The organism is Azomonas macrocytogenes (genome assembly GCF_014191985.1).
GTDB lineage: Bacteria > Pseudomonadota > Gammaproteobacteria > Pseudomonadales > Pseudomonadaceae > Azomonas > Azomonas macrocytogenes.
This window is the reverse complement of sequence record NZ_JACHXI010000011.1, coordinates 70,023-90,154: the sequence shown is the minus strand read 5'-3', so window position 1 is coordinate 90,154 and position 20,132 is coordinate 70,023. Positions and strand designations below refer to the sequence as shown.

Sequence of the window (20,132 nt, the reverse complement as noted above, 5' to 3'; positions counted from 1 at the left end):
TTGCCGGCACCCTCCAGAATGGCCTCCTCAAGTTGTCAGACGAGATGGCCCGCCAACTGAGAACCGGATCTTCAGGTGCCCTATCAAGAACACCTGGCGAAGCAGGAACTGCAATTGGCACTGGGCACGTTGATATGAATTTAAATAATACCCAATAGGACCAAAACTAAAACCACGATCAAAATAGCGCCAAGAATGCCAGAAGGACCATACCCCCAGTTACGCGAGTGAGGAAATACTGGCAGGCCGCCAATAAGTAGAACGATTAGAACAAGAAGTAAAATAGTTGTAAGAGACATAATTATCCCCCTTGTTATACTTCGCACTAGAAAATAAAGATACTTGTAAAGTACTTCCTTTTATAAAGACTCCGCAGATCCAAAAAAATCCAATTTTGAATTGAATTAGTTTTGAGGGTGCCGGTTCTCTCATAGCGTGTATATGAGCGTGTCGAGCTTTGGTCTATCGCCTTGTTTGTATTTTTATGACTAAATAGCCCGATATTTACTGCCGCATTTTTCCCAGGGCATCAAGAATGACAAAAAAATTTCCCTTGAACCCCAAGCATCCTGAGCGAATTTGCTGGGGTTGCGATAGGTACTGTCCAGCAAATTCCTTGGCTTGTGGAAATGGTGCCGACCGAACGATGCACCCGGCCGAAATGCTCGGAGAAGATTGGTATACCTTCGGAGATTGGGGTATCGACCCTCCTGCACAGAAAAAGCCGCCGGAGAACTCGCACTGATCCATCACTGGTATAAAAGCAGGCTTGCTGTACTGGAGTAAACGGGACTGTCAATTGGGTGGTTAGTGCCGTCCTGGCATATGCCATGTAGTGCAGCACCACGCCTGTCATAGGCATTTCAGCGAGAGCCCGGTAACGGCACCAAGGTGCTGGTATTGGGTTCAAGGGCTGGCTTGGCCGCTAGACCACCAAAGGAGGTGGTCGGGTCAATGTAACGCATTGCTGATTTGATATCCTTCCACCCCACGTAACTCATCAGGGCTTTGATATCCCAGCCATTGGCTGTAGCCCAGCTTGCGAAGCCGCGGCGTAGCGAGTGACTGGTGTATAGCTCGGCAGAAATACCCGCGCATTGCAGGATCTGCCTGAGTACGGCGATCAGGCTCCCAGGATACAAGCCGGTGTCGCTGAGATTTCCCCAGCGATCGAGTCGACGGAAGACCGGACCTTGGGTGAAACCTGCCACGCTGATCCAGTCCAGATAAGCCTGTACCGGGCACAGCCGTTTCAGCGCCGGGGCATGATAGGTGGTGCCGAGAAAATCGCGGTCGCCTTTCGTGCGAGGGAGAAAAAGAGCCATGCCAGCGCCAGCTTCGGCCTGAATGTGCTCGACTTGTAGACGGCACAGTTCGTCGCTGCGAAAGCCCCGCCAAAAACCGATCAAGAGCAAAGCCGTGTTACGTCGGCTGCGCAGTAAACCCGCCAGGTCACTGTCGTGTTGTGCCCTCTCCGCCTCTTGGTTCAGCCATTGGGTAGCCTGTTCCAGATGCTGCAACTGCAACGGCGCGGCCTGTTTTGCCTGAGAGGGGTGTAAGGCACGGATACCTTTGAGCACCTGTTTGACGACCGGCGTCTTGGTGGGATCAGGGAAACCCTGACTGACATGCCATTGGGCAAGTGCTGCTAAACGCTGCTTGAGAGTACTTATGGTCAGTGTGCCTGCGTAGTCGACCAGATAACGCACGACGCTGTCACTGGTTGCTGGCAGAAAACCACCCCAAGTTATTTCAAAGTGCTCGATGGCTGACTGGTAGCTGCGCCGGGTGTTCTCCCGTGTGCCGGCCTGCAAATAGTGCTCGATATCTTTCATCGCTGACATTGCCCTTTGCGTACGAAAAGAACCGCTGAGCGGCCATTTGCTACTTATAAAACCAAATAATACTCGATTATTTCGTATCAGATATTTCAATATTTTCTTTAAATTTCATGCATAATTAGTACGTAATTACGTTGTACGTAATACAGTATTGAATCGTATGGGGTTTGTGATGGCACGTGGTGGAATCAACAAGGTTTTAGTGAAAAAAGCTCGCCAGGCAATTCTCGCGAGAGGGGAAAAACCTAGTATCGATGCCATTCGTATCGAATTGGGAAATACCGGCTCGAAAACGACAATTCACCGATATTTGAAGGAGTTGGATGCAATAGATGGCAGAGAAAGCCCCACCCTGCCTTTAAGCGAGCAACTGGCCAACTTGGTAGCGCATCTGGCTGAGACACTGGAGCAGGAGGCACAGGAATCTGTTGCCCAGGAGCGAGAGAAGCTGACCCAAGAACGAACAGGTTATGAAAACAAGCTTTGTCTGGCTCAGGAACGTATCGGTCAACTGGAAAAACAAAGCGATACGGTTTCGCACGAATTGCTGGAAATTCGTCGATTACAAGAAAAAACCCAAGAACAGTTGCATGGGACCGATCTTGAAAGAGCTCGATTGCAACAGCTTGTCGAGGAGCAGAAAACACGTTTGAGTGAAAAGGACACTCAAATACTCTCGTTGGAAGAAAAGCACGAGCATGCTCGTGCTGCTCTTGAACATTATCGCCAGGCCAGTAAAGAGCAGCGTGAACAAGAACAACGTCGACATGAAACCCAAATACAGCAGCTACAGATGGATATCCGTCAGCTGCAACAGGCAACCATCGTCAAACAGGACGAATTGACCAGGCTGAATAGGGATAATGAACGCCTGCTTACTGAAGCGCGGCAATTATCCAGCGAACGGCAGGAACAGCAGCGACAGATGGAACGGCAGCAACTGGAAATTGCCGGGCTAAATACTCGCATTGCCCAATCGCAGGGAACCAAGGAAGCACTCGAATCTCGCCTGAAAACCCTGCAGGCTGATATAGCGCACTTCAGTGAGGCTGTTGGAGCAAAAAGCGTACTGGAAAAGCAAGTTCTGGGGTTGGAAGAAGCAGTTGCCAGAGCAAACAAAACCCTGCAGAAGCAAGCCGACCAGCTACAGGTTGCGCATGAGGATCTGGCCAAGACTGCTCATGCGCTGGACGAGTTGAAAAGAGCCAAAGACAATCCGCCTGCTCTGCCTGGAGCCATATAAGGAGCTTTATGCGAGTCACTGAAATCAACAGGCGCCTGGCCGAATGCGGTGCCAAGACGTGTCATATCCGGCGAATCAGCCGTGCCTGGTTGCAGGGCTGGCCGCTCGATACCGGCACTCGCTATCAGCAGGCGCAGAATTTTTTGCCGTTAAGTGTCCGAACAGCCATTCCCCAACTGTCGCAAGAGCTTGCCAAGCTGGCAAAGCTGCGCGCCGAGCATCCGGGAACCGATGGTTCAGCTCGCCTTTTGGTGGAACTGCACGATGGGCAGATAGTGGAAAGTGTATTGCTACCACGTGATGGCCTCTGCGTTTCGAGCCAGGTCGGTTGTGCTGTGGGGTGCGTATTCTGCATGACAGGAAAAAGCGGCTTATTACGCCAGTTGGGCAGTGCCGAAATAGTTGCCCAGGTTGCACTGGCTCGACGTTTCCGCCCAGTAAGAAAAGTCGTATTCATGGGTATGGGCGAACCGGCGCATAACCTCGACAATCTGATAGAAGCCATGAATCTGCTTGGTGACATTGGCGGCATCGGCCACAAGAATCTGGTGTTTTCCACGGTAGGCGACAGACGCGTATTCGAGCGTCTACCCCGCGAACGAATAAAGCCGGCCCTTGCGTTGTCTCTACACACCACCTGTGCCGATTTGCGGCAGCAATTGCTACCGAACGCACCACGCATCGACCCCAAAGAACTGGTCGAGCTTGGCGAAGCCTATGCCCGCCAGGTTGGCCATCCCATCCAGTATCAGTGGACGCTGCTCGCGGGAATCAACGATAGCCAGGAAGAAATGGACGGTATCTTGCGACTGATTAAGGGTAAATACGCGGTCATGAATCTGATTCCATATAACAGTCTGGATATCGATGACTATCAGCGTCCAAAGGGTGAGCGTATTGTCGAGATAGTGCGTTACCTGCACAGCCGTGGCGTATTGACCAAGGTACGTAACTCTGCAGGCCAGGATATCGATGGTGGCTGCGGGCAACTGAGGGCACGCGGGGAACGCCCAAGGCAAATGACCAGTCACAGTGCCTGATTATTTCTTTACTTTATCCTTTGGTACGGTCTTGCTTGATGACAGTACGCATGCCAACGGAACGGCCCATACATGCATACATTGGAACAACTGCGGCGCGGTGAACTGGCTGGCGCCACACGACTTGATTTATCTGCTGGATTGACTGAATTTCCTGAGGAAATTTTCGCGCTTTCCGACACGTTGGAAGTGCTGAATCTATCAGGCAACCAGCTTCAGAGCCTGCCTGCCAATCTCTCGCGTTTACACAAACTGCGTATTTTATTCTGCTCGAATAACCCGTTTACCGAGGTTCCCGAAGTACTCGGTGAATGCTCGAACCTGGAAATGGTTGGTTTCAAAGCCAATCGGATCAATCATTTGCCAGCTGCAGCCTTGTCCCCAGCGTTACGCTGGCTGATTCTTACCGACAATCAATTGCAGGATTTGCCAGAAGATCTGGGCAATTGCTCACGCCTACAAAAGCTGATGCTGGCCGGTAATCAACTACATTTCCTGCCACAGAGCATGGAGGCCTGCCACAACCTTGAGTTGCTTCGTATCGCTGCCAACAGATTGGAAAGTCTTCCTGGGTGGTTGCTTGAACTGCCGCGTTTATCCTGGCTGGCCTTTGCTGGCAATCCGTTCAGCGATACCAATGAGGCTCGAACACTGGCCCAGCATCCTATACCACCCATTGCGCGCGATAGTATCGAACTGGGTGAAATTCTTGGCCAGGGAGCTTCCGGGATCATTCGGCGCGCAAACTGGAAAACTGCGGCGCGACCGATGGCGGCCAAGCTGTTCAAAGGTAGTGTGACCAGCGATGGTCTTCCGCATAGTGAAATGGCTGCTTGTATCGCTGCTGGTGATCACCACAACCTGATCCAGGTTGTCGGCCCGCTTGAAGATGAAATCAATACTGCCCCTGGCCTCTTGATGGAGTTGATCGATCCAGCTTTTAAAGTGCTTGCCGCCCCGCCTTCTCTAGCCAGCTGTACACGCGATTGCTACGCCGAAGGCCAAGGCTTCAGCTTCGAGCAAGTACTGAATATTGTCCGAGGAGTTGCTTCGGTACTAAAGCATTTGCACCGGAGTGGCATCCTGCATGGCGACCTTTATGCCCATAATCTATTGGTCGACGAATATGGTAAATGCTTGCTGAGTGATTTCGGTGCAGCATCCTTTTTCGCAGCTTCTGGCTCGACTAGTGCTGCACTACAGCGCATCGAGACCCGTGCATTCGGCTGTCTTCTGGAAGAATTGCTTGAACGCATTGCACCGCAGGATCAGCCAGCGAAACAGCAACGCATGCGGCAGCTGCAAGCTGAATGTTTCCACATACCGACGATGCAACGTCCGGATTTCGCAACGTTATCTGCTTGTCTCGATGGTTTTTAGCGAAGCGAGGTGAGTTCTTTTTTTAGAAGGTTTGGGTAAGTAATTTTCTCAGTTAATTTATGATGTTATAAATTAACTATGCAAATTCGTCATTTGCATATGAAGGCTTGTCGGTATCACGAAAGTGGTCTAACGCGTATTATTCTCCATATGCCGTGACCTTGCCTGGTCAGGCCATGCCTGATGAGATGATTCATGTACTTATACGACCAATATGACCAGCAAATCGTGGATGAACGCGTCAAGCAATTCCGCGATCAGACCCGCCGCTACCTTGCAGGAGAGTTGCTAGAAGAAGAGTTTCGTCCCCTGCGGCTGCAGAATGGCCTTTATATCCAGCGCTATGCGCCCATGCTGCGTGTAGCCGTTCCTTATGGTTTGCTTTCCTCGTCCCAGGTTCGCAAACTGGCACAGATTGCCAGGGACTACGATAAAGGTTATGCCCATATCAGCACCCGGCAAAACGTACAGTTCAACTGGCCGGATCTGGAAGATGTACCTGAGATTCTTGCCGAACTGGCAACGGTACAGATGCATGCAATCCAGACCAGCGGTAATTGTATCCGTAACACGACTACCGACCAGTTTGCCGGCGTGGCTCATGACGAGCTTGTCGACCCGCGCCCGTGGTGCGAAATCATCCGTCAGTGGTCGACTTTTCACCCAGAGTTCGCCTTTCTGCCGCGGAAATTCAAGATCGCCATCAATGGTGCCGTAAGTGATCGAGCCGCCACTGAAGTACACGATATAGGCCTGGAAGCAGTCAAAAACGCCGCTGGCGAGCTGGGTTTCCGTGTCTCGGTCGGTGGCGGCCTTGGCCGTACTCCGATTGTCGGTAGCCGCATCAATGAGTTCCTGCCCTGGCAACATCTGCTTAGCTATCTGGATGCCATCCTGCGCGTCTATAACCGTTATGGACGCCGGGATAATAAATTCAAGGCTCGCATCAAGATCCTGGTAAAAGCACTGACTCCTGAGGTCTTCGCCGAGCGTGTCAATGCCGAGTGGGCTTATTTGAAAGATGGCCCCACGACTTTGACTGAAGCCGAAATAGAGCGGGTTTCGCAATATTTCGTCGACCCGCCCTATAAATCACTGGAAGACGACAGCGCTACCCTCACCCGCCTGGATGCTGAAAACCCCGGCTTTGCTCGCTGGCGTTCACGTAATGTCTTTGCCCACAAAAAACCGGGTTACGTTGCGATAACACTATCTTTGAAACCAACGGGAACCGCACCAGGCGATGTGACCGATAAACAGCTCGAGGCAATCGCTGATCTAGCTGATCGCTATAGCTTTGGCGAAGTTCGCAACAGCCATAATCAGAATATGATTCTTGCCGATGTCGAGCAGTCACAACTTTTTGCGCTCTGGCAGGAGCTGCGTGAACAGGGCTTCGCCACACCTAACATCGGCCTGCTGACCGATATCATCTGCTGCCCAGGCGGTGATTACTGCTCCCTGGCAAATGCCAAGTCGATTCCGGTCGCCGAGGCAATCCAGCGCCGTTTCGACGATCTGGACTATCTGTTCGATATCGGTGAAATCGATTTGAACATCTCCGGCTGCATGAACGCTTGTGGTCACCACCATGTCGGCCATATCGGCATCCTTGGTGTCGACAAGAAAGGAGAAGAGTTCTATCAGATATCACTGGGTGGTAGCTCCAGTCGGGACGCCAGCCTGGGGCAAATTCTCGGCCCCTCCTTCGCCCAGGATGAAATGCCCGAGGTTATCAGCAAGATAATTCAGGTCTATGTCGAAACTCGTACCGAGGAAGAAACCTTTGTCGACACTTTCCGCCGGATCGGTATCGCCCCTTTCAAGGAGCGGGTTTATGCAGCAAATAATTAAAAATGGACAGTTGGTGCAGGAGTCCTGGCACTTGATGCCAAAGGATGCAACCTTGGACGTTCTGCCCAATAGCGACGATATCATCGTTCCGCTAGCACTTTGGCTGGAGCATGAGCATGCACTCAAGGCACGGGACGGTGGGCTTGGTGTATGGCTGGAAAGCGATGAGGAGATCGAAAGCATTGCGCCGGATAGCCTCCCTCTGTTCCAGGTGATTGCACTGAATTTCCCCGCCTTTACCGATGGGCGACACTATTCCACTGCACGCCTGCTAAGGGATCGCTACGCCTACAAAGGCGAAATTCGCGCGATTGGTGATGTCCTTCAAGACCAGTTGTTTTTTATGCAGCGTTGTGGCTTCGATGCATTTGCCGTTCGTCCCGACCGGGATCCGCAAGCGGCTCTTGCCGGGTTGAAGGATTTCAGCGTTGCCTACCAGGCTGCAGCTGATCAGCCGCTACCCTTGTTCCGTCGTCGATAAATCACATTGGCCAACGGTACGAAGCGTTTGGCTAGAACAAACACTTCGTACCTTAGCTTGGTCACTGCCAGAATTTTTGCTCATTCAACCTTGTCAGTCCCTTGAGCAAGCCTTTTTCCAGCACATTGCCAAATGCCATGCCAAAGCGCTCCGGCAAACTTTTTTTCTCGATATAGTGCAGCTGGAAAAGCTCAGCATCGGTCGCACGCTTGGCCAGGTATTCGTCACTAGTCATGAGTTCATCGACCAGTTTTTTATTGAGAGCTGTCGTTCCCAGCCATATCTCGCCTGTAGCGACTTCCTCGATATTCAATTGGGAACGGTAACTGGCAACAAAATCCTTGAATAAACGATGAGTCATTTCCAGATCTTCCTGGAATTTCTCCCGGCCTTTTTCCGTATTTTCTCCAAATATAGTCAGGGTACGTTTGTACTCACCGGCCGTAAGAACCTCGTAGTCCACGTTATGTTTTTTCAGAAGCCGGTTCAAATTAGGCAGCTGTGCTACCACACCAATGGAACCGAGGATAGCGAAAGGTGCTGCAAGTATCCTGTCGCCGATACAAGCCATCATGTAGCCGCCACTCGCTGCAACTTTATCGACACAGACAGTCAAGGGGATACCGGCTTGGCGGATACGTACCAACTGCGAGGCAGCCAGGCCATAGGCATGTACCATCCCACCGCCACTCTCCAAGCGTAGTACGACTTCATCCGAAGGCTTGGCGATGGTCAGCAGGGCGGTTATTTCATGGCGCAGGCTTTCTACAGCCGAAGCTCTGATATCTCCATCGAAATTCAAGACGAAAAGTCGTGACTTGGGTTCGGTCTTTTCCTGCTTCTTTGCTCGCTTGACCACTTTGGCCTCGGCTTTACGTAAAGCCTTGAGCTCATCTTTTTCCAGAAGCGCCTGTTCCAGTTTTTCGCGCAGCATTTTGTAAGAGTCGTTGAGTTTATGGACCTCCAGATGCCGATTATTCTGCCGTCCGCGATCACGACGCAGCACAACAATAGTGACCAACACGATGATGACAGCAATTACCACTGTAGATACTTTTGCTAAAAAAACTGCGTAGTCACCTAGAAACTCCACATCCCCTCCTGAAGATCGAAAAGATCATCCTTATTTTAGAGTAAACAAGCATTTCAAACGTACGTTTGGTCTTCGATTGACAGGTAATCGCGATCTCCATACTCTCGAAAAAACGCTCCAGCCCATAATTATTTATCAAGCCAGTAACCAAGGATACGTCATGAGTAACGTCGGCGAGACACTAAAAATCATGCAGTCCAGATTCGATCCAAGTGCAGCTGCCGGCCTGGATCTGGTTTTTCAATTCAATATCACTGATGCCGAGAATTATCATGTCATTATCAAGAATGGCAGTTGCGACCTTCAGCCTGGCGAGCATGCCGAGGCAGATGTCACGCTGATCATGGATAAGAAAACGGTAAAGGAAATCATGAGTGGCGAAACCAGTGGCATGCAGGCATTCATGTCCGGCAGGCTGCGTACAGAAGGAAACATGATGTTGGCGATGAAACTCAGCGAGCTTTTCCCCTCTTGAAATCACCGTCACAGGCTTGACTTTGGCCCGAGAAGAAGAGAAATCTGCAATCAAAAAGAAAGGGCGAATCCTCGCCCTTTCTTTACTGTTAGCTACATTCGATCACATCAGAGCTTGGATTCCGCCAGGAAAAACCACGTATCCAGAACGGAGTCCGGGTTCAGCGACACGCTATCGATACCCTCCTCCATCAGCCACTTGGCGAGGTCGGGATGATCCGAAGGTCCCTGGCCACAAATACCAACATATTTACCCGCCTTACGGCAGGCCTGAATGGCACTGCTGAGCATTTTTTTGACTGCAGGATTACGCTCATCGAACAGATGGGCAATGATTCCCGAATCTCGATCCAACCCCAGTGTAAGCTGGGTCATGTCGTTGGAACCGATAGAGAATCCATCAAAGAATTCAAGAAACTCATCTGCCAGCAATGCGTTGGATGGCAGCTCGCACATCATGATCACGCGCAGGCCATTTTCGCCTCGCTTGAGACCATAGGCAGCCAGTAACTCGATTACTTGCGCCGCCTCGCCCGGGGTGCGCACAAAGGGAACCATGAGTTCTACGTTGGTCAATCCCATGACATTGCGGACTTTCTTCATGGCCAGACATTCCAGCTCGAAACAATCACGGAACGAATCACTGATGTAGCGGGAAGCACCACGGAACCCCAGCATCGGGTTTTCTTCTTCCGGCTCATACAGCTTGCCGCCGATCAGGTTGGCGTATTCGTTGGATTTGAAGTCCGACAGACGCACAATGACTTTCTTGGGCCAGAATGCCGCTGCCAGGGTACTGACCCCTTCGACCAGCTTCTCGATGTAAAAGTCGACCGGACTTGAATAACCGGCGATACGTTTCTCAACGCTGCCCTTGATTTCGGGGGGCAGGCTGTCGAAATTCAGCAATGCCTTGGGATGCACACCGATCATCCGGTTGATGATGAACTCCAGGCGAGCAAGCCCCACGCCTTCATTCGGCAAATTCGCGAAATCGAAAGCACGGTCGGGGTTGCCGACGTTCATCATGATCTTGAAGGGAAGATCCGGCATGGCATCGATCGAGTTTTGCCGGATATCGAAGCCCAGTTCGCCCTCGAAGATGAACCCCGTATCGCCCTCGGCACAAGACACGGTGACACGCAGGCCATCTTTCAAAACATCGGTGGCATTGCCACAACCGACGACTGCGGGAATGCCCAACTCGCGCGCAATGATTGCCGCATGACAAGTACGACCGCCACGATTGGTGACAATGGCGCTGGCACGCTTCATCACTGGTTCCCAGTCCGGATCGGTCATATCGGAAACCAGCACATCGCCGGGTTGAACCTTATCCATTTCGGAAACATCGTGGATTACTCTGACCGGACCGGCGCCAATACGCTGGCCAATGGCGCGTCCCTCGACCAGGACTTTCCCTTTTTCCTTGAGCAGGTAACGCTCCATGACGTTGCCGCTGGTACGGCTTTTCACGGTTTCCGGGCGAGCCTGGACAACATAAAGCTTGCCGTCGTCACCATCCTTGGCCCATTCGATGTCCATCGGACGCTCGTAATGCTTCTCGATGATCAACGCTTGCTTGGCCAGTTCCAGAACTTCGGCATCGGACAAGGCAAAACGCGCACGATCTGCGGCCTCGACCTGAACAGTCTTGACCGACTTGCCGGCCTTGGCCTCGTCCCCATAGATCATCTTGATCGCCTTGCTGCCCAGATTGCGCCGCAGAATTGCCGGGCGTCCCGCTTCGAGAGTGGGTTTATGCACATAAAACTCGTCAGGATTGACGGCTCCCTGCACGACCGTCTCGCCAAGGCCGTAGGCACCCGTAATGAAAACCACATCACGGAATCCGGATTCGGTATCCAGCGTGAACATGACGCCGGCAGTTCCCGTTTCCGAGCGGACCATACGCTGCACGCCGGCAGAAAGCGCTACCAGCTTGTGATCGAAGCCCTGGTGCACACGATAGGCAATCGCACGGTCATTGAATAACGAAGCGAACACTTCCTTGACCGCAAGGATGACGTTATCCACGCCGCGAATATTGAGGAACGTTTCCTGCTGACCGGCAAAAGAGGCGTCCGGCAGATCTTCTGCCGTAGCGGAAGAGCGAACGGCTACGGCAAGGTTATCGTGGCCGGCAGCCAAGGCGGCAAAGAAATGGCGGATATCGCTATCCAATTGGGCGGGAAGTTCGGCTTCCAACACCCACTGGCGAATCTGCGCACCGGTTTTGGCCAGCGCCGTCACATCATCCACATCGAGAATATCGAGAGCCGCGTGGATTTGCTGATTCAGACCGCTTTGTTCGAGAAAGTCGCGAAAAGCCTGCGCTGTCGTGGCGAAACCACCGGGAACGGAAACACCGGCGCCTGCCAAATTGCCGATCATCTCGCCAAGGGATGCGTTCTTGCCCCCTACGTGCTCCACATCATGGACGCCGAGCTTATCGAGGGAAACTACGTACTCTACCAAGGTGATCTCTCCAGTTATGTTTGGAAACTCGAACGGAACAATGCCCGCAGCTGTAGTCTGGTCCAGCGAAATAAATAAACTAAAAATGCCGGGAAATCGAAGTACGCTTAAACGAATTCAACCATAGCAGTTGAAGCATATTTTCGATTTACAGGGCCAGCACACAAAATGAAACGAACTGCTTTCTTCATATCCGACGGAACAGGTATTACGGCTGAAACTCTGGGCCAAAGTCTTCTTGCACAATTTGAAAATATTACTTTTACCAAACTGACCAAGCCATATATCGATACGCCTGAAAAGGCTCGCGCAATGGTGCAGCAAATAAATGCTGCTGCTGAAAGCGACGGAATTCGCCCAGTCATTTTCGATACGCTGGTCAACCAGGAAATCCGCGATATCCTGGCCAAGTCCAACGGTTTCATGATTGACATATTTTCATCCTTCCTGGCTCCTCTGGAACACGAGTTTCAGTCTCGCTCTTCCTACTCCGTCGGCAAATCGCATTCCATTAGCCATAATGCCAATTACATGCAACGCATCGAGGCGGTCAATTTCGCGCTGGATAACGACGATGGTGCCCGTACCCGCTATTACGACAAGGCCGACCTGATCCTGATCGGTGTCTCCCGCTGTGGCAAAACCCCTACATGCCTGTATATGGCCATGCAATTCGGCATTCGTGCAGCCAACTATCCCCTGACGGAAGAAGATATGGAAAACCTGCAACTTACTGCCGCACTGAAAAAGCACAAGCACAAACTATTCGGGTTGACCATCGACCCAGACCGTCTTGCTGCCATCCGTAACGAGCGCAAGCCAAACAGTCGTTATTCCAGCTTTGCACAATGCGAATTCGAAGTTCGCGAAGTTGAGAAAATGCTGCGCCGCGAAAATATCAACTTCATCGATTCGACCCATTTTTCCGTCGAAGAAATTTCCGCCAAGATTCTTGTCGAGATGGGTGTCGAACGCAAGTTCAAATGAGACAGCTTTTTTTACTTTTAATTCTCTTGGATTTATTCAGAAATTCAAATTTCAAAAAGCCGGGATTATTTAAATTCCGGCTTTTTTACTTATTACTTAAAGCACTCCATGAATTGGAGTAACAATTCAGTTTATGATGTTATAAATTAGGTTGTATTACAGATAACCCTGAATCAATCGACTGTACATGTTCTAGCTTCAAGCGCTTAAAAAGCATCCCTGGGTACGCGCACCCAGCCTTCCATCAACACGCGGGCACTGCGACTCATGATGGCTTTGGTAACTGTCCATTCGCCGTTGACCCGTTTGGCCTGTGCTCCTACGCGCAAAGTGCCGGACGGATGGCCGAAGCGCACTGCCGTACGCTCGCCACCACCGGCAGCAAGGTTGACCAGCGTCCCTGGAATGGCCGCGGCCGTACCGATGGCAACCGCCGCGGTACCCATCATGGCGTGGTGCAGTTTGCCCATGGACAGAGCACGCACCAGCAGATCAGTGTCATCGGTAGTCACCGATTTACCACTGGAAGCCGTATAAGCCTTCGGTTGGCTTACGAAGGCTATCTTCGGGGTATGCTGACGCCTGAGCGCCTCATCGACATTCCGGATCAAACCCATGCGCAACGCTCCGTAGGCACGGATGGTTTCGAACCTGGCCAGCGCTCTGGGGTCGCCGTTGATGGCATCCTGCAACTCGGTGCCGGTGTAGCCGATGTCTTCGGCATTGACAAAGATGGTCGGGATGCCGGCGTTGATCAGGGTGGCCTTGAGCGTACCGATGCCTGGCACATTGAGGTCATCGACCAGGTTGCCAGTCGGAAACATCGCGCCGCCACCCTCGCCGTCCCCCTCGTCAGCCGGGTCAAGGAATTCGAGCAGTACTTCAGCCGCCGGGAAAGTCACACCGTCCAGCTCGAAGTCGCCGGTTTCCTGTACGGCGCCGTTGGTGATGGGCACATGGGCGATGATGGTCTTGCCAATATTGGCCTGCCAGATGCGTACGGTAGCTATGCCGTTCTGCGGAATGCGGCTGGCATCCACCAGATCACCGCTGATGGCGAACGCGCCGACTGCAGCCGACAGATTACCGCAATTGCCGCTCCAGTCGACAAAGGCCGTGTCGATGGACACCTGACCGAAGAGGTAATCGACGTCGTGATTCGGCAGGCTGCTTTTCGCCAGGATGACTGTCTTGCTAGTGCTGGAGGTCGCTCCCCCCATACCGTCGATCTGTTTGCCGTAAGGGTCGGGGCTACCGATCACACGCAGCAGCAGTGCATCACGCACCGCCCCCGGAACCTGCGCGGCCTCGGGCAAGTCTTGCAGACGGAAGAATACGCCTTTGCTCGTACCGCCCCGTATATAGGTGGCGGGAATCTTGATTTGAGGTACGTGGGCCATGGAGATGTTGTCCTGATAAGGCTGAGCGGTACCTGCCTGTACCGCAAGCGGTACGATGGATACCTGCCGTGGTTTATTCTCTTTATCCTTGGCTATCGCCTCGATGCCCATGCACTGAGGCGATGCTCAGGCGATTAGCCAGCGCTTGCTGATTCGAGAAAATCCTGGGCAAAGCGCTGCAGTACGCCACCGGCTTCATAGATGGAAACTTCTTCGGCAGTGTCGAGACGGCAAGTCACCGGCACGTCCAGACACTCACCATTGTTGCGGGTAATGAGCAGCGTCAGCGTAGCGCGGGGCGTACGTTCACCGATCACATCGAAGGTTTCAGTGCCGTCAATGCCCAGTGTTTTGCGGTTGATTCCCGGCTTGAATTCCAGCGGCAGCACGCCCATACCGACCAGGTTGGTGCGGTGGATGCGCTCGAAGCCTTCGGCCACGATGGCCTCGACGCCAGCCAGACGCACGCCCTTGGCCGCCCAGTCACGCGAAGACCCCTGACCGTAGTCGGCGCCGGCAATGATGATCAAGGGCTGCTTGCGGTTCATGTAGGTTTCGATGGCTTCCCACATGCGTATCACCTTGCCTTCCGGCTCGACACGCGCCAGCGAACCTTTCTTAACTTCGCCATTGACCACAGCCATTTCATTCACCAATTGCGGGTTGGCAAAGGTGGCGCGCTGGGCAGTCAGGTGGTCACCACGGTGGGTAGCGTAGGAATTGAAGTCCTCCTCCGGCAGCCCCATTCTGGCCAGATACTCACCGGCAGCACTGTCCAGCAGAATGGCGTTGGACGGTGACAAGTGGTCGGTGGTGATGTTGTCCGGCAGCACCGCTAGAGGACGCATGCCTCTGAGGGTACGCTCACCAGCCAGTGCCCCTTCCCAGTAGGGTGGATGGCGGATGTAGGTACTCTGCGGGCGCCAGTCGTACAGCGGACTGACCTTCTCGCCATTATCTTCAGATACCGCGAACATCGGGATATAGACCTGATTGAACTGCGCAGGTTTGACGCTTGCCTTGACGATGGCATCGATCTCTTCGTCGCTGGGCCAAATGTCTTTCAGAGTGACTGGGTTACCCTTTTTGTCGACACCCAGTACGTCTTTTTCAATATCAAAACGAATGGTACCAGCGATGGCGTAGGCGACGACCAGTGGCGGCGAGGCCAGGAAAGCCTGCTTGGCGTAGGGGTGAATACGACCGTCGAAGTTGCGGTTACCCGATAACACGGCAGTGGCGTATAGGTCGCGGTCGATGACTTCCTGCTGGATAACCGGGTCTAGTGCCCCACTCATGCCGTTACAGGTGGTGCAGGCAAAGGCCACGATACCGAAGCCGAGTTTTTCCAGTTCGGGTAGCAGGCCAGCTTCTTCCAGATACAGTTGAGCAACCTTGGAGCCGGGAGCCAGCGAGCTTTTTACCCAAGGCTTACGGGTCAGGCCAAGGGCATTTGCGTTACGCGCCAGCAGGCCCGCGGCAATCACGTTACGTGGATTGCTGGTGTTAGTGCAGCTGGTGATGGCAGCGATAATCACGGCTCCATCAGGCATTTGACCAGGAACTTCCGTCCATTTGCCTGCGATGCCACGAACCGCCAGATCGGAGGTCGGTAGACGCTTGTGCGGGTTGGACGGGCCAGCCATGTTGCGTACGACAGTGGATAGGTCGAACCTCAGCACGCGCTCATACTCGGCATTCTCCAGGCTGTCCGCCCACAGGCCGGTTTGCCTGGCATAGGTTTCCACCAGCTTGACCTGCTCGGGCTCACGTCCAGTCAAAGTCAGGTAGTCGATGGTCTGTTGGTCGATATAGAACATCGCTGCAGTCGCGCCAAATTCCGGCGTCATATTGGAGATGGTCGCACGGTCCCCCAGACTCAGGTCGGCTGCACCTTCACCGTAAAACTCAAGGTAAGCGGAAACCACTTTCTCGTTACGCAAAAATTCGGTCAGCGCCAGCACGATATCGGTGGCAGTGATGCCGGGCTGACGCTTGCCGGTCAATTCCACACCGATGATATCGGGCAGGCGCATCCAGGAAGCGCGGCCCAGCATCACGCTTTCGGCTTCCAGCCCCCCCACGCCGATAGCGAAGACGCCCAAGGCATCAACATGCGGGGTATGGCTGTCAGTACCCACCAGCGTATCCGGGAAGGCCACGCCATCACGTGCGTGAACCACCGGTGACATACGCTCCAGATTGATCTGGTGCATGATGCCGTTGCCCGGCGGAATCACGTCGACGTTCTTGAACGCCTTCTTGGTCCAGTTGATGAAGTGGAAACGGTCTTCATTGCGACGGTCCTCGATGGCGCGGTTCTTCTCGAAGGCATCCTTCTCAAAGCCACCGTGTTCGACGGCCAGCGAGTGGTCAACAATCAGTTGGGTCGGTACCACTGGATTGACCTGTGACGGGTCACCCCCTTTTTCGGCGATGGCATCACGCAGTCCGGCAAGGTCGACCAGTGCGGTCTGGCCGAGAATGTCGTGACACACCACACGCGCCGGAAACCAGGGGAAATCCAGGTCACGCTTGCGCTCGATGAGTTGCTTGAGCGAATCGGTCAGTGTCGCCGGGTCACAGCGGCGTACCAGATTTTCGGCCAGCACGCGCGAGGTATACGGCAGCGTGGCATAGGCGCCGGGCTGAATCGTATCGACCGCAGCACGAGCGTCGAAATAATCCAGCGAAGTGCCAGGCAGAGGTTTGCGGTTTGCAGTGTTCATAAGTAGCGACTCTAGCGAGTAATGGTCAGGGATAAGGCCGGGGGGTGCCATGGCTACATGAATGGCGACTCCCCCTTCCCGATCAGCGTTGGGCGATGGGCACGTAGCGCCGCAGCTCAACCCCGATGTATTGCGCACTGGGGCGGATAATGCGGTTGTGGGCACGCTGCTCGAACACATGGGAGGTCCAGCCGGTCACCCGCGAACAAACGAAAATCGGCGTGAACAGCTTGGTGGGAATGCCCATGAAGTGGTAAGCCGAGGCGTGGTAGAAGTCTGCGTTGGGGAACAGTGCCTTCTGCTCCCACATGGTCTTGTCCACCGCTTCGGAAACCGGATACAGCACGGTATCGCCTACTTCATCGGCCAATTTTTTCGACCAGACCTTGATGACCTCGTTACGTGGATCGCTATCACGGTAGATTGCGTGGCCAAAGCCCATGATCTTGTCCTTGCGCTCCAGCATGCCCAGGATGCCTTCGACGGCCTCCTGCGGTGAATGCCACTGCGCGATCATCTCCATGGCGGCTTCGTTGGCGCCGCCATGCAGCGGGCCACGCAAGGAGCCGATAGCGCCGGTCACGCAAGAATACAGATCAGACAAGGTGGAAGCGCAGACCCGCGAGGTGAAGGTCGAAGCGTTGAACTCGTGCTCGGCGTACAGAATCAGCGAGACATTCATGACCTTCACATGCAGCTCACTGGGTTTTTCGCCATGCAGCAGAGCCAGGAAATGGCCGGCAAGGGTTTCCTCGTCGCTGACACAGTTGATGCGCACACCCTCGTGGGAAAAGCGGTACCAGTAAGTCATGATGGCCGGGAACACCGCCAGCAGGCGATTGGCTACAGCCTGTTGATCAGCGAAGCTCTGTTCCGGCTCCAGGTTGCCCAACATGGAAGTACCGGTACGCATCACATCCATGGGGTGAGCTTCTTTCGGGATGCGTTCCAGCACGTCCTTCAAAGCCTGCGGCAGATCGCGTAACTCTTGCAGGGTCTTTTTATAGGCAGCGAGTTGTTCTCTATTGGGCAGCTCGCCATAGAACAGCAGATAGGCGACCTCTTCGAAGAGGGCTTCGGCGGCCAGTTCGCGGACATCATAGCCGCGATAGGTCAGACCAGCGCCTTCCTTGCCCACGGTAGACAGGGAGGTCTGGCCAGCAATCTGGCCGCGCAGACCAGCACCACTCAATACTTTTGCTTCTGCCATTGCAATGCTCCTCATTTTGGATTTTTTATCGGAAACGGTAAGTCATCTTGTTATGGATTTTTTCTGGGCGGCTGGCTCAGCCTTTTTTCTGGGCGAACAGCGCATCCAAATGCTGCTCGAAAGCGTGATAGTTGATGCGCTCGTACAGCTCCGTACGGGTCTGCATGGTGTCGATCACATTCTTCTGGGTGCCGTCGCGACGGATCGCCGTGTACACGTTCTCGGCGGCCTTGTTCATGGCGCGGAACGCTGACAACGGATACAGCACCAGGGAGACATCGGCGCCGGCCAACTCTTCGGTGGTGTACAGCGGGGTAGCGCCGAACTCAGTGATGTTGGCCAGTACCGGCACTTTCACCAGGCCGGCGAATTCCTTGTACATGCTCAACTCGGTCATGGCCTCGGGGAAGATCATGTCAGCGCCAGCCTCCACACAGACGCAAGCACGGTCGATGGCCGATTGCAGCCCCTCCACAGCCAGCGCATCGGTACGCGCCATGATCACGAAGCTGTCATCGGTACGGGCGTCAACGGCAGCCTTGATGCGATCGACCATCTCCTGCTGGGTGACGATTTCCTTGTTCGGGCGGTGGCCACAACGCTTGGCACCCACCTGATCTTCGATGTGAATAGCGGCTGCGCCGAACTTGAGCATGGCTTTGACGGTACGAGCCACATTGAAGGCCGAGGAACCAAAGCCGGTATCGACATCCACCAGCAGCGGCAGGTCGCAGATATCAGTGATGCGCCGCACATCGATCAGCACATCATCCAGGCCGGTAATTCCCAAATCCGGCAGCCCCAGTGAACCTGCCGCAACGCCGCCACCGGACAGATAGATAGCCTTGAAGCCAGCGCGTTTGGCCAGCAAGGCATGATTGGCATTGATGGCTCCAACCACTTGCAGTGGATGCTCGGTGGCCACTGCATCGCGAAAACGTTGGCCTGCGGATGTATTGCTCATACTTCACCTCGGGTTGTGGTGGTGTTGTTCTGCTGGTTTTGCTGCTGGCGTTCGACATTGCGCCGGGACGCGGCGATGTGGCGGCGCATCAGCAGCTCCGCCAGCTCGCCGTCGTGCTCGGCGATGGCATCGAGAATTCGGTGATGTTCATTGAAGGCCTGGCGTGGCCGGTTGGGCGTGGTGGAGTACTGAATGCGGTACATACGCACCAACTGATACAGCTCGCTACAGAGCATCCGGGCCAGCGTACCGTTGCCACTGCCCTGGATGATGCGGTAATGAAAGTCGAAATCGCCTTCCTGTTGGTAGTAACCGGTCCCGGCACGAAAGGCCGCGTCGCGCTCATGAGTGTCCAGTACTCGGCGCAGCTCGTCGATTTCCTCTGGCGTCATACGCTCGGCAGCCAATCGGCAGGCCATGCCTTCCAGGGATTCACGAATCTCATACAGCTCGATTAGTTCCGCGTGGCTTAGCGAAACCACTCGTGCACCTACATGGGGTATGCGTACCAGCAGTTTCTGCCCTTCCAGGCGGTGAATCGCCTCACGCAGCGGGCCACGACTGATGCCATAGGTTCGCGCCAATTCAGGCTCGGAAATCTTCGCTCCCGGCGGAATATCGCCACGCACGATAGCGCTCTGAATCTGACGGAAGACATGTTCTGACAGCGTCCCGCCGTCTTCCTGAAGTAAGGTGGCTTGTTCGATTACAGAATCCATATTGTCGACACTTTAAAATAAATATGGGCAAAAACTAGCCACAAAACATCGGACAGTCAATGCAACCCTAGACTATTGTCGACAATAATCCTGGAATAGTTTCTTGAGAGGTGACCCATCGAAGAATATCGGGCCGTGTCGCGACACCCGGTTCCGCGTGCTAGAATGCCGGCCCTGCGCCATAGGGCACATGCGTCTCGCCGCCAGCCTGGCAACCTGCAGTTCTTCTCCAGCCAGCC

General features: G+C 53.8%; 17 protein-coding genes. 8 read left to right on the top strand and 9 right to left on the bottom strand.

Annotation, left to right across the window (positions count from 1 at the left end; all coding sequences use genetic code 11):
* Window positions 1-140 precede the first annotated feature (140 nt).
* Window positions 141-299 (bottom strand): DUF3309 family protein, encoded by a 159-nt coding sequence (locus tag FHR87_RS11735; RefSeq protein WP_183166914.1) that lies wholly within the window; start codon window positions 297-299, stop codon window positions 141-143.
* Between the two features lie 236 nt (window positions 300-535).
* Here FHR87_RS11735 and FHR87_RS11730 point away from each other — a divergent pair, with 236 nt between their 5' ends.
* Window positions 536-745, top strand: coding sequence for a DUF3079 domain-containing protein (locus FHR87_RS11730; protein WP_183166913.1), 210 nt, complete (start codon window positions 536-538; stop codon window positions 743-745).
* Window positions 746-863: 118 nt separating this feature from the next.
* On the opposite strand, the gene FHR87_RS11725 is transcribed toward FHR87_RS11730, so the two are convergent.
* A complete protein-coding gene (locus FHR87_RS11725) occupies window positions 864-1,844 on the bottom strand; it encodes a site-specific integrase (RefSeq protein WP_221189824.1) in 981 nt (326 codons plus the stop codon).
* Window positions 1,845-2,013: 169 nt separating this feature from the next.
* Here FHR87_RS11725 and FHR87_RS11720 point away from each other — a divergent pair, with 169 nt between their 5' ends.
* The 5 genes from FHR87_RS11720 to FHR87_RS11700 all read left to right on the top strand — a co-directional run bounded on the left by FHR87_RS11720 (window position 2,014) and on the right by FHR87_RS11700 (window position 7,839).
* Complete coding sequence (locus FHR87_RS11720; protein ID WP_183166937.1) at window positions 2,014-3,084, top strand: DNA-binding protein; 1,071 nt, start codon at window positions 2,014-2,016, stop codon at window positions 3,082-3,084.
* 8 nt (window positions 3,085-3,092) lie between these two features.
* A complete protein-coding gene (locus tag FHR87_RS11715; RefSeq protein WP_183166911.1) occupies window positions 3,093-4,124 on the top strand; it encodes an RNA methyltransferase in 1,032 nt (343 codons plus the stop codon).
* 72 nt (window positions 4,125-4,196) lie between these two features.
* Window positions 4,197-5,504, top strand: coding sequence for a leucine-rich repeat-containing protein kinase family protein (locus FHR87_RS11710; protein ID WP_183166910.1), 1,308 nt, complete (start codon window positions 4,197-4,199; stop codon window positions 5,502-5,504).
* Between the two features lie 195 nt (window positions 5,505-5,699).
* Window positions 5,700-7,358: a nitrite/sulfite reductase gene (locus FHR87_RS11705; RefSeq protein ID WP_183166909.1), complete on the top strand. Its 1,659-nt coding sequence runs from the start codon at window positions 5,700-5,702 to the stop codon at window positions 7,356-7,358.
* Window positions 7,342-7,839 carry a DUF934 domain-containing protein gene (locus FHR87_RS11700; protein ID WP_183166908.1) on the top strand — a complete coding sequence of 166 codons (498 nt, stop codon included), beginning with the start codon at window positions 7,342-7,344 and terminating at the stop codon, window positions 7,837-7,839. The genes FHR87_RS11705 and FHR87_RS11700 overlap by 17 nt, the downstream gene beginning before the upstream one ends.
* A 61-nt stretch (window positions 7,840-7,900) precedes the next feature.
* Here the strand turns inward: FHR87_RS11700 and sohB are convergent, their stop codons facing one another.
* Entirely contained in the window at window positions 7,901-8,932 is a 1,032-nt protein-coding gene (sohB, locus tag FHR87_RS11695) for a protease SohB (protein ID WP_183166907.1), read from the bottom strand.
* A gap of 160 nt (window positions 8,933-9,092) precedes the next feature.
* Here sohB and FHR87_RS11690 point away from each other — a divergent pair, with 160 nt between their 5' ends.
* Window positions 9,093-9,407 (top strand): SCP2 sterol-binding domain-containing protein, encoded by a 315-nt coding sequence (locus FHR87_RS11690; RefSeq protein ID WP_183166906.1) that lies wholly within the window; start codon window positions 9,093-9,095, stop codon window positions 9,405-9,407.
* A 107-nt stretch (window positions 9,408-9,514) separates the two neighbouring features.
* On the opposite strand, the gene ppsA is transcribed toward FHR87_RS11690, so the two are convergent.
* Window positions 9,515-11,884 carry a phosphoenolpyruvate synthase gene (gene ppsA / locus FHR87_RS11685; protein ID WP_183166905.1) on the bottom strand — a complete coding sequence of 790 codons (2,370 nt, stop codon included), beginning with the start codon at window positions 11,882-11,884 and terminating at the stop codon, window positions 9,515-9,517.
* A gap of 168 nt (window positions 11,885-12,052) precedes the next feature.
* On the opposite strand from ppsA, the gene ppsR reads away from it, so the two are divergent.
* On the top strand, window positions 12,053-12,871 hold the full coding sequence (gene ppsR, locus FHR87_RS11680) for a posphoenolpyruvate synthetase regulatory kinase/phosphorylase PpsR (protein WP_183166904.1): 819 nt from the start codon (window positions 12,053-12,055) through the stop codon (window positions 12,869-12,871).
* A 206-nt stretch (window positions 12,872-13,077) separates the two neighbouring features.
* Here ppsR and prpF read toward each other — a convergent pair whose 3' ends face one another.
* From prpF to FHR87_RS11655, 5 genes are all read right to left on the bottom strand, one after another.
* Window positions 13,078-14,271 carry a 2-methylaconitate cis-trans isomerase PrpF gene (gene prpF, locus FHR87_RS11675; RefSeq protein WP_183166936.1) on the bottom strand — a complete coding sequence of 398 codons (1,194 nt, stop codon included), beginning with the start codon at window positions 14,269-14,271 and terminating at the stop codon, window positions 13,078-13,080.
* A 134-nt stretch (window positions 14,272-14,405) separates the two neighbouring features.
* Window positions 14,406-17,000, bottom strand: a complete 2,595-nt coding sequence (gene acnD, locus FHR87_RS11670) for a Fe/S-dependent 2-methylisocitrate dehydratase AcnD (protein ID WP_183166903.1) — start codon at window positions 16,998-17,000, stop codon at window positions 14,406-14,408.
* Window positions 17,001-17,082: 82 nt separating this feature from the next.
* Window positions 17,083-18,210, bottom strand: coding sequence for a bifunctional 2-methylcitrate synthase/citrate synthase (gene prpC, locus FHR87_RS11665; protein ID WP_183166902.1), 1,128 nt, complete (start codon window positions 18,208-18,210; stop codon window positions 17,083-17,085).
* A gap of 76 nt (window positions 18,211-18,286) precedes the next feature.
* Window positions 18,287-19,174, bottom strand: coding sequence for a methylisocitrate lyase (gene prpB, locus FHR87_RS11660; protein WP_183166901.1), 888 nt, complete (start codon window positions 19,172-19,174; stop codon window positions 18,287-18,289).
* On the bottom strand, window positions 19,171-19,893 hold the full coding sequence (locus tag FHR87_RS11655; RefSeq protein WP_183166900.1) for a GntR family transcriptional regulator: 723 nt from the start codon (window positions 19,891-19,893) through the stop codon (window positions 19,171-19,173). Before FHR87_RS11655 ends, prpB begins: the two co-directional genes overlap by 4 nt.
* Window positions 19,894-20,132: the final 239 nt, after the last annotated feature.